This is a genomic window from Candidatus Nanopusillus massiliensis (assembly GCF_920984865.1).
Map to the genome: position 1 here is coordinate 605879 of NZ_OV100765.1, position 230 is coordinate 606108.

Here is a 230-nt window from a genome sequence, read left to right on the forward strand (position 1 = left end):
TCTTATACTTCCTTTTCCAAATTTTCTTTCCTTATTTTTAATTCCATATTCTTCAAATACTTTTATTAAACTTTTATTTTCCTTNNNGCTTTTTGTATTAATTCTTGTATATACTTAATCTTACCTTCTTTAACTAGTCTTCTTACTTCTTCCTTTATATATTTTGGTGCATTATTTTTGAGTATCTTTGCTAAAGTACCTGATTTGTTTTTCTGTAATTCTACTAAATA